Origin of the sequence: Collinsella aerofaciens, assembly GCF_040910245.1 — a bacterium.
Classification (GTDB): Bacteria; Actinomycetota; Coriobacteriia; order Coriobacteriales; family Coriobacteriaceae; genus Collinsella.
Genome location: NZ_JBDGAY010000028.1, coordinates 18,515 through 27,039, shown reverse-complemented (window position 1 = coordinate 27,039; position 8,525 = coordinate 18,515). Strand labels below are relative to the sequence as shown.

Here is an 8,525-nt window from a genome sequence, read left to right as displayed (position 1 = left end):
CGGGATACGGAATCCTATCCGCTACCGCCGCGCGGCGTAGGCCACCGAGAAGGAGCACATCCAGTTCGCTGCGAGCGTGAGGCCGCGCGTCGCGACGAAGACGTCGCCGTTGGGGTTCACGCCGACCGGCACGATGCCGGTGCCCTTCGTCGACTCGACGTATGCGCACCCTCCGACCTCGCTGGCCACGGGCCTGAACTCCTCGGGGAGCCTGCCGATGACGCCCTTCGACCACGCGCTCACGGCGGTGGCCACCTTGTCGAGGTCGCACCAGACCGTCACGACGCCGCCGTCGATGCGCGCCGAGACGCTGCCGTTGCGCGTCGACTTGTGCCGGGATACGGAATGCTATCTGCCAGCCAGAGCAACCATGTAGTTGATTCTTATAGGCTTGTTCCAAACTCGGTCGAGGGTGGCGTAAATGACGCCTGAATCTGTCATGTATGTACAGCCGTCAACGTGCACCGGAATGCCTTTTCCGTCTCCGTTCATTACAAATATGGCATCAGTAGTGTAGTCGAAGTCCCTGCCGAACAGCTTTCTGAACTCTTCGCGATAGAAGAGGATGCAGGAGTCGTCTGAACTTTGCAGCACCTTACTTCCTGTAAACAGCAGCGGCATGCGGGATACGGAATGCCGCTACAGGCAGATCGCGAATAGCCGCTGGTCCCCACGTCCCTGCGGTGTGCCGGTGACGGCGCGCGTAATCCTGTAGGAAGTTCCCTTCTTGGCCCCTGTGAAGACCACGCGGGAGGTCAGGTCGCGCCCAATCGTGTCCCCTCCGGAGATGGATGAGATCTGCTTAATGAGCGCCGTTAGCTCCGGGCAGTCGATGCTCAACTTGACTTCGCTGCCGCCGTAGCCCCACGCACCGGCCCAGACGCATACGGCAAGAATGGCACAGTCGCGCGACGGGGTGACGGTGACTGACGCGCCGTTGTCGAAGGAGGTGAACACCTCATGGGATACGGAATGCTATCGGCGAATGAGACCGACGATGCCGTTAATACTACGGGAGCCGAGCATTTTGCCGCTGACCATGTCCTGCATGGTGCAGCCGTCGTATTTGAGCACGGTCCCGCTGATGAGCATCTTCACGGCCACGTACCTGAGGGACGAGTTGACGGCGCATCCACTCGAGCCGCTGGCGAACTTGTTCCCCACGTAGCATGGGACCATGACCTCCTGATCAGTATTGTCGGTCGGTGCCATGGACACGAGGGCGCCGATGACCAGCCAGTCGCCGAGCGTCGGTATATCGACCGACCCGCCGCTCCGCAGCGTCTTCCCCGACAGCACGCTCGGGGATACGGAATGCTAGTGATTTTGGAACAGCCATTTCCCTGTAGTCTCGTTTTTGAGTCCAACCCCGTCTTTGGTGAACATGATGGAAAACTTAGCGCCTGTTCCTTCAATCGAAATCTGCGCACCGTAGTCCCACGAGAAGAATGCCACCGACTTTCCGTTGCCGTTGTGCAGGTTGATTTTGTCGAGCTTCCCTTGACTGCGGGATACGGAATGCTACACGACCATCAGCACTCGACTACCCAGCTTACGTTTCCGTAGTGACCGCCATTGCTGATAGCTTCTGTGTCCTGCGTTTGGATTATGCCGTTAGTTCTAACCCATAAACATCCTGGTGCATGACCTGGTACGCATGTGGCTGCAATAATATTGCGCGACGGGCGTAATCCTTCTGGGATTACGAACGGGCAAGTTGTTGCTTTCCACGCCGTACCTGTTGTAGGAATCCACTCGCATCCAGCCACCATGACGTTTCCGGATTTGAGCACGTACCAGTCGTTTTCTCCGTTGTTCGTGTTGTATAAAACTGTCGGGGATACGGAATGCTAGAGCATTCCGTAGACGAACCACTGCGTCTCGCTCGCGTGGTCCGTGCCGTTGATGTAGGCATCACGCCCGGTGAATGTCGTCAACGTCATGCGACAGTCATGGTTAGAGTAGAGGCCACTTGCCCGGTACCCGCCGGCCAGGTGAACCGTCTCCACATGGTCTGACAGGGCCGCCACCGGGACTATAGCTGTCGTGATGCCGACGTAATTGTTTTTAGCCACAACGACAAGCAAGCTCGCTCCGCTTACGTCGATGGCCGCGCTCGCTGTGCCCTTCGTGGTTGCTAGGAGCTTTGGGGATACGGAATGCTATGCGCGCACGAACGTGAGCGTGCCGTCGAGGTTCTGACCCGTCTGCATGGCGCTATCGCGGGTAGCGAAATAGAGATTGCCATCCGTGCTGGCCTGGATGAGCGCCGCGCTAGGGTAGCTGTACACAGCCGCCGTCACGGATTTCTGCGGCCTGTAGCCGACGGGTAGCTGGCCAAACTTCCAGGAGGTCCATGCGCTGTGATTGCTGCTCGGGCCAACGGCGGCCACGTGGACCACCACGATATTGCCGTACGCCTCTGCCCACACGTTACCGTAGGCGATGCCGGTTTTGTTCACGTCGATGATTCCCCTCGGGGATACGGAATCCCCGACGCTCTTGAGGCTGGCCACGCTCGACAGCAGCAGCCTTGCGGTCGGGGTGAGACCGGACAGGTCGACCTCGGCCACGGGGCACTGCACCTCGAGGTCTCCGTCGAGGATGCTCGCCTGCTTCACCTCGGGCGGCACGGCGCCCGTTTCGGTCGAGGCTGCGGTGCCCTGGATGACGGCCCACTCGCCGGTCTCGACGTTGCCGCTCGAGGGACTGCGCCTGTAGGTGTAGACGACGAGGTCCTTGCGGAAGGCGCCCTGCGTGCCGTTCGCGATCTTCACCTCCTCGGCATCGGTCACGCGCACCCAGCGCCCGTCGAAGAGGAACCCGCCCGTGCCGATGCGCAGGGTGTTGGCGTCCGTCATGGAGACGGCCATCCCCTCGCCGACGTCGAGCGCGAAGCGCCCGTTGCCGAGCGCGCCCGCGTAGAGCGCGCCGATGTCGTCGGAGCCGACGTGATTCTGGCCCGAGTGGGCCGTTACGAGTTCGGTTGCCATCACTTGCCTCCCATGATCTTGTCGCAGGCGTCGGAGTACGCCTTGCGGGCCTGCCTCCACTCGATTGCGTGCTCGGGGCACAGGCAGACGCGGCGGGTCGCCCCGTCCGCCGTCGCGATATCGCGGTTCACCTCCCAGCCGTAGTCATCGACCTCGGCCTCGGGCGCGAAAAGCTTCCCATCGCACCCCTTGACGTCGCACTCGCAGCGGACGTATCCGGTTTCGTACATCGGCTCACCTTCCTAATCGGTACCGTATGTCACCGTGGCGTGCCCGTAGGCGTCCACGGTGAGCACCTTGCTGGTTATCATCGCGGCCGCCGTGACGCCCGTGGCGCAGTCGGTGCCGCCGATCGTGTCGCCGATGTCGAAGCGGTCGTCGTCGGCGGAGAGGCTCACGCTGACGGACTGGGAAGACTCCCAGTAGCCGCGCAACCTCTTGGTGCCGTCCTCGACCAGTTTCGCGCGGTCGGCGCTCGTGTAGCTGTAGTACTCGGAGTGCTCGCGGATTCCGGAGAAGGTGCGCTTCTCCGAGACGTTGCCGGAGCCGTCCATGTACAGGTCGACCGACACGCGGTTCTCCTTCTCGTCCTTGCCTCGTCCGACCAGGTGGTTGACGGGCCACCCGTCGGCCGAGACGGAGACGTCCACGAGCGATGCGTCGAACTCCTCGCTCGTGAACCAGTCCACGGCTGGGACGGCCGAGAGCACGGCGCGCTCGCCGTCGTGCCTGATCCGCAGCTTCGCGCCCGCGCTCGCGAGCATCGCGGTTATGCCCGAGTAGCCGTCCGCGTACATGTCGAAGCCGTATGGAGCTATCTGTATGCCGCTGTGCTCGTCCGAGCCCGCGAGCACGCCGCCCAGGCCCATGCGGGCCACGAGGCCGCGCAGCACGGAGTTCGCCTCGCCGGACACGGTGAGCCTGCCCGTGCCCGAGTCGTCGGTGAGCACCTTGGCGGCCATGAGGCCCGTCCACGTCGGGCCGGACCATTTCACGCATCCGCCGTCGCTTTTCACGGCGGTGCACACGCCGCCGTACTCCGTGCCCTGCGCCCAGACGCGGGAGAAGGGCCGGAAGGAGGGCGGGCGGTTGCCGGGCTCGAACATGAGCTCGAAGTCGTTGCCGGCGTCGCCTCCCCATTCCCAGTCACTCGAGTCGGGGGCGAGCACCATGAGGTCGGCGCCGTCGGCATCCGTCAGAACGAGGTCCACGGCAGGCTCCCCCTCCTTTCGACGATGCCCAGGTCGACGCCGATGTCCTGCGGCCACGTGACCGTCTGCTCGCCCGGCTCGACCGGCTGGAAGATATAGGAGCCCGACCCCTCGGCCCCGCGCAGGCGCTTCGAGAAGACGTCCTGCACGTCGCCGTAACGGCCCACGAGCCTGACCGAGTCGCCGGCCATGGAAGCCTTGCGCGCGGGGTCGACCTCGAGGAACGCGCCGTCCGGCACCGTCACGTTCACCTGGTAGGTGTTGCCGCCCACCTTCACGTACGGCGAGACCGCGTACCCGTAGAAGCGGATGCGCAGTCCGCACGGGAGCGGCCCGGGTACGCGCAGGACAGCTCCCGCGCTCGTGCCCGCGCCGTAGTCGTGCGGGTGCCCGTGGGGGTAGTCGAGCGTCTCGGCTGACACCGCGCTGCCCGATCCGGGCAGGAGCTGCGTCACGGTCTCGCGCTCCCACACGGGGTCGGGCGCATGGAGCGTCACGTCGAACAGCGCGTTCGAGCCGGTCAACACGGACGGCTCGAGCCTGATCAGGTAGCAGCGCATGCGCCACCCGCCCACGCTGAGCGCGCCGGGGGTGCCGGCGTCCATGTCGGCCCACGCGAGGGCGAGCAGGCGGTCGGCCTCCTCTCGGGACGTGCCCGCCGCGAAGGCGAGCTGCCCCTTTATCTCGCGGGCGCCGGGGCGGACGGCGCGCCCGTCCGCGGTGCGCTCCCAGCCGAACGCACCGATGGAGTACAGGGACGATTTCCCCGCGAAGAGCCACGAGCCGCCCGAAGCGGTCTCGTAGCGCACTTCAGGCAGCGGCCTAGGCATATGCGAGCCTCCTTGCCCTCCTGCGCTCCTCGCGCTCCGTGAGCGTCACCGTGGGCGCGCTGCGCCCGATGACGTCGCCGAGGTTCCGGTCGAGCCACGACACGATTGCCGCGGCGTCCACGCCGGATGCCGCGGCGCCGCCGCTCGATGCCGCGCGGGCGAGCGCGGCGTCGGAGCGGAACCCCGCCGCGGGCGCCACCTCGCCCATGGCCCCCGAGATGGCGGGGGCGAGCCCGGACACGTAGCCCTGGACGTCGCCCCAGCCCGACTTGAGGCCGGTGAGCAGCGAGCCCATGATCGCGCTGCCGTTCTTCACGAGCAGCCTGCGGTCGTAGCTGATGGGTCCCTTGTGCGCCTGGATCCATCCGGCGATGCCGCCGACGAAATCCTTGACGCCCGAGAAGGACTGCTTGATACCGGACAGGAATCCGTCGATTATCGACTTGCCCGCGGAGAGCAGCGTGCTGCCGACGTTGCCGAGCGCAGACAGGATCATCCCGGGAATGCCCCGCGCGAAGTTCACGGCGGCCGTGAAGCCGCGGCTCAGCCCGCTCAGGAAGTTGGAGCCGGCGGCGAGCGCGCTCGAGAGGACCGATGACGCGAAGCCGGCCACGGCGGACACGGCGGCCGCGAGCGCCCCGCCGATGATGCCGGGAACCTGGCTGACGAACGACCCGATGGCCTGGAAGGCGCCGACCACCGTGTCCCGGCAGCCGCCGGCGTTGGTCGCGAAGGCCACGATGGCGGCGACCACGCCCGCGATGGCGGCGACGACGAGCGTCGCCGGGCTCACGAGCAGGCCGAGGCCAGCCGCGAGCGTGCCGAGCACGGGGGCGCCGGCAGCGATGGACGAGACGACCATCCCTATGACCGAGGCGATCGGGGCGACGGCTCCGATGATGCCGGAGATGACGCCCGCGATCGTCGACAGCGCCGAGAAGGCACCGATGCCCGCTGCCAGGGAGGCGATGACGGGGAGGACGGTGTCGATGTTGGTCAGCAGCAGCGTGATGGCGTCAGCGACCGTCTGAAGGATCGGGCTCGCAGCGTCGAGCGCCGGCCCGAGCGTGTCGGCGAAGTCGCTGGCGAGGTCGCCGACGGCCGCTGCGACATCTTCCGCCACCGGCTTGATGCCATCGAAGATGTTCTTGAGCGTGTCGCCGATGCCGCTGTCGCGGACGGCACCGATGATGTCGTTGAAGCCGTCCGCGATGGGTTGCAATTCGGCCGGAAGTGACCCGGCCACGCTGCCGACCGCCGTGTTGAACAGCGTGAGCAGCGACTCACCGAGTGTCGGGGCGATCTGCGCAACGACGCCGGGCAGCTCGGTCATCACAGTCGAGACTATCTCCGTCAGGCGCGGGAGCACGTTCGAGACCACGTTCCCGAAGGCCGTGACCAGGTTCTGCGTGAGGCCGCTCATGTCGGCGTCGTTTGCCGCGAGGCCAATGAGCCAGTTCTGCCACGCAGCGCTCATCGCGTTGACTGAGCCCTCGATGGTCGTGGCCGCCTCGCGGGCGGTCGTGCCGCCCACCTGCATGGACTCCTGCATCACGTGGATCGCGTTCACGATGTTGTCGAAGCTCATGGAGGAGGCGTCGACGGTGACGCCGAGCCTGCTCTGGACGTCGGTCATCTGCGAGGCGTCCCTGATGAGGCGCTGCATCTCGCTCTGGGTGCCGCCGTAGCCGAGCTTCAAGTTGTCCAGCATCGTGTAATTTTGCTTCGCGAAGCCTTGGTATGCATTTTGGATGTCCTGGATGCTGGTACCGAAAGTATTCGCGTTGTCCGACATGTCGATGATGGCGCGGTTGGCGTACTCGGCAGCCTTGGACGTGTCCCCGCCGAGCGAGGACACGAGGGCCGCGCCGAAGCTCGTGCCCTGCTCCATGTAGGCAGAAGCCGATAGACCCGCCGTCTGCCATGCGGAGCTCGCGTTCGAGAGCATCGCATTCTGCGAGGTCTCGAGCGCCTGCCACTTGGCCGAGCACTCGTCGACCGATTGGCCCGTGAGCGCCGCGTACTCCTCGACGTCCTTGCCCATGTTTCCGAAGATCTTCTGCATGCCGCCAAGGTTCTGCTCGTACGCCGAGTAGCCCTCGAGCGCGCTCTTGGCGATGAAGCTCCCGGCGGTGAGCGCCGCGCCGCCTATCGCCGCGAAGGCGATCTTGCCGGCCTTGGCCGCGCCGCCGAGCTTCGACTCGAGCTTGCCGAGCGCGCCGCCCATGGCCGCCTCGTCGAGCTTCGGCACGATGGCCAGGAAGGCGTCTCCCAGCTTGGCCATCAGGCATCACCCCCGTTCTCCGCTGCCGTCCTGGGCCGCGCCAGGTACTCGCCGAGCTCCTCGGGCGAGAATTCCATGACGTTCGGCCCCTTGAACGGGTCTATCGGCTCCGTTCGGAGCGAGTTCGCTATCGCGAGCAGGAGCATGTCCTGCCGCGACCAGCCGTATCTCTCGTCCTCGCGCGCGAGGCACAGGCTCCCCGGCGGCAGGCATGCGGCAAGCGCCGCCGCCTGCGCGAGCGACACGTCCCCGCGCGCCACGGCGTCGATATCGACCCCGTAGACGCGCTGCATGTCCGCCCGCAGCTCCGTGGGGTGCCTGCGCCACATGAGCGCGAGGAACCTCAGTTTTTTGCCGTGTCGCCGATCGCGGCGAAGACCCCGGCGATGAACTCGGCCATGGAGCTCACGCCGGTGCGCCCGTCGACGGCCAGAGCGGCCTTCACGTCCTCGTACTGGGCGTCGCCCAGGATGTGGCGCAGGAGGCGCGGCGTCTTGAGCACCTGGCCGTCGTCGACGTCGGCGAGCAGCTCCAGGGTGTCGATGTCGTCGGCGAGCACGGCCCGCTCGATGGACACCTTCACGCCGAGCGACTCCACCTCGAGGACCTTGCTCTCGTCTCTCTCCTCCGCCATGCCTACTCGCCAGCCTTCGCGAAGTACTTGTAGACCTTGACGCCAAAGGCGTCGGGGAACGGGGTAACCGTCACCTTGGGGCCGAGGGCGGCGCCCGAGCTGTAGGTGTTGGTGTCGATGCCGGTCACCTTGGCGCTCGGCAGCACGTCGCGCTCGATCATGCCGTTGGAGAGCACGTGCTCGAAAACGTAGGGCTTGGCCGCGTGGGCGTCGTCGGTGAGCTTGACGGACTTGAGGGTCGTGTCGTCGGTGCCGACCGTGACGTTCGAGTCGCCGAAGAGGTTCTTCTGCACCACGGGGTTGGTGTACTCGAGCGGGGTGAACTCGTAGGTGACCTCGTCGCCGCCCTCGATGACGAGGACGGTGGCGCCGCCGTAAGCCTTCACGCTGTCGGCGGAGAAGTCGTGGCCCTCGTCCACGCCGTCGTCGTTGATGTAGCCCCAGCCCTCGAAGCCGGCGTCGAGCTCGGCTTCCGCGTCGGTGGGGAGCTCCGTGCCCTCGGGGGCCGACCACACGCATCCGGTGGCCTTGGGCTTGGAGTAGACGGCGTTGCTTGCTGTCTGTGCCATGTAT

Annotated in this window: 11 protein-coding genes; all 11 read right to left on the bottom strand. The window is 65.8% G+C overall.

The annotated features are described in order from the left end of the window. Positions 1-21: 21 nt before the first annotated feature. Entirely contained in the window at positions 22-282 is a 261-nt protein-coding gene (locus tag AB5Z20_RS09080) for a hypothetical protein (RefSeq protein WP_368157047.1), read from the bottom strand. A gap of 66 nt (positions 283-348) precedes the next feature. Beyond that, positions 349-594 carry a hypothetical protein gene (locus AB5Z20_RS09075; protein WP_368157045.1) on the bottom strand — a complete coding sequence of 82 codons (246 nt, stop codon included), beginning with the start codon at positions 592-594 and terminating at the stop codon, positions 349-351. Between the two features lie 381 nt (positions 595-975). Beyond that, positions 976-1,212, bottom strand: a complete 237-nt coding sequence (locus tag AB5Z20_RS09070) for a hypothetical protein (RefSeq protein ID WP_368157044.1) — start codon at positions 1,210-1,212, stop codon at positions 976-978. 950 nt (positions 1,213-2,162) lie between these two features. Next, complete coding sequence (locus AB5Z20_RS09065) at positions 2,163-2,993, bottom strand: hypothetical protein (RefSeq protein ID WP_368157042.1); 831 nt, start codon at positions 2,991-2,993, stop codon at positions 2,163-2,165. After that, entirely contained in the window at positions 2,993-3,223 is a 231-nt protein-coding gene (locus tag AB5Z20_RS09060; protein ID WP_368157040.1) for a hypothetical protein, read from the bottom strand. The genes AB5Z20_RS09065 and AB5Z20_RS09060 overlap by 1 nt, the downstream gene beginning before the upstream one ends. A 12-nt stretch (positions 3,224-3,235) precedes the next feature. Continuing rightward, positions 3,236-4,204: a hypothetical protein gene (locus AB5Z20_RS09055; RefSeq protein WP_368157039.1), complete on the bottom strand. Its 969-nt coding sequence runs from the start codon at positions 4,202-4,204 to the stop codon at positions 3,236-3,238. After that, positions 4,189-5,034, bottom strand: coding sequence for a hypothetical protein (locus AB5Z20_RS09050; protein WP_368157037.1), 846 nt, complete (start codon positions 5,032-5,034; stop codon positions 4,189-4,191). Before AB5Z20_RS09050 ends, AB5Z20_RS09055 begins: the two co-directional genes overlap by 16 nt. Continuing rightward, entirely contained in the window at positions 5,027-7,318 is a 2,292-nt protein-coding gene (locus AB5Z20_RS09045) for a hypothetical protein (protein WP_368157036.1), read from the bottom strand. Before AB5Z20_RS09045 ends, AB5Z20_RS09050 begins: the two co-directional genes overlap by 8 nt. Further along, on the bottom strand, positions 7,318-7,611 hold the full coding sequence (locus AB5Z20_RS09040) for a hypothetical protein (protein ID WP_368157034.1): 294 nt from the start codon (positions 7,609-7,611) through the stop codon (positions 7,318-7,320). The genes AB5Z20_RS09045 and AB5Z20_RS09040 overlap by 1 nt, the downstream gene beginning before the upstream one ends. A 50-nt stretch (positions 7,612-7,661) precedes the next feature. Further along, positions 7,662-7,952, bottom strand: a complete 291-nt coding sequence (locus tag AB5Z20_RS09035) for a hypothetical protein (protein ID WP_368157032.1) — start codon at positions 7,950-7,952, stop codon at positions 7,662-7,664. A gap of 2 nt (positions 7,953-7,954) precedes the next feature. Then, positions 7,955-8,521, bottom strand: a complete 567-nt coding sequence (locus AB5Z20_RS09030) for a hypothetical protein (RefSeq protein WP_368157031.1) — start codon at positions 8,519-8,521, stop codon at positions 7,955-7,957. Between the last annotated feature and the right edge of the window lie 4 nt (positions 8,522-8,525).

Coding starts and splice junctions, on each gene's coding strand:
- AB5Z20_RS09070 (WP_368157044.1), bottom strand. CDS start 1,212: ATGGCACCGACCGACAATACTGATCAGGAGGTCATGGTCCCATGCTAC.
- AB5Z20_RS09065 (WP_368157042.1), bottom strand. CDS start 2,993: ATGGCAACCGAACTCGTAACGGCCCACTCGGGCCAGAATCACGTCGGC.
- AB5Z20_RS09060 (WP_368157040.1), bottom strand. CDS start 3,223: ATGTACGAAACCGGATACGTCCGCTGCGAGTGCGACGTCAAGGGGTGC.
- AB5Z20_RS09050 (WP_368157037.1), bottom strand. CDS start 5,034: ATGCCTAGGCCGCTGCCTGAAGTGCGCTACGAGACCGCTTCGGGCGGC.
- AB5Z20_RS09045 (WP_368157036.1), bottom strand. CDS start 7,318: ATGGCCAAGCTGGGAGACGCCTTCCTGGCCATCGTGCCGAAGCTCGAC.
- AB5Z20_RS09040 (WP_368157034.1), bottom strand. CDS start 7,611: ATGCAGCGCGTCTACGGGGTCGATATCGACGCCGTGGCGCGCGGGGAC.
- AB5Z20_RS09035 (WP_368157032.1), bottom strand. CDS start 7,952: ATGGCGGAGGAGAGAGACGAGAGCAAGGTCCTCGAGGTGGAGTCGCTC.
- AB5Z20_RS09030 (WP_368157031.1), bottom strand. CDS start 8,521: ATGGCACAGACAGCAAGCAACGCCGTCTACTCCAAGCCCAAGGCCACC.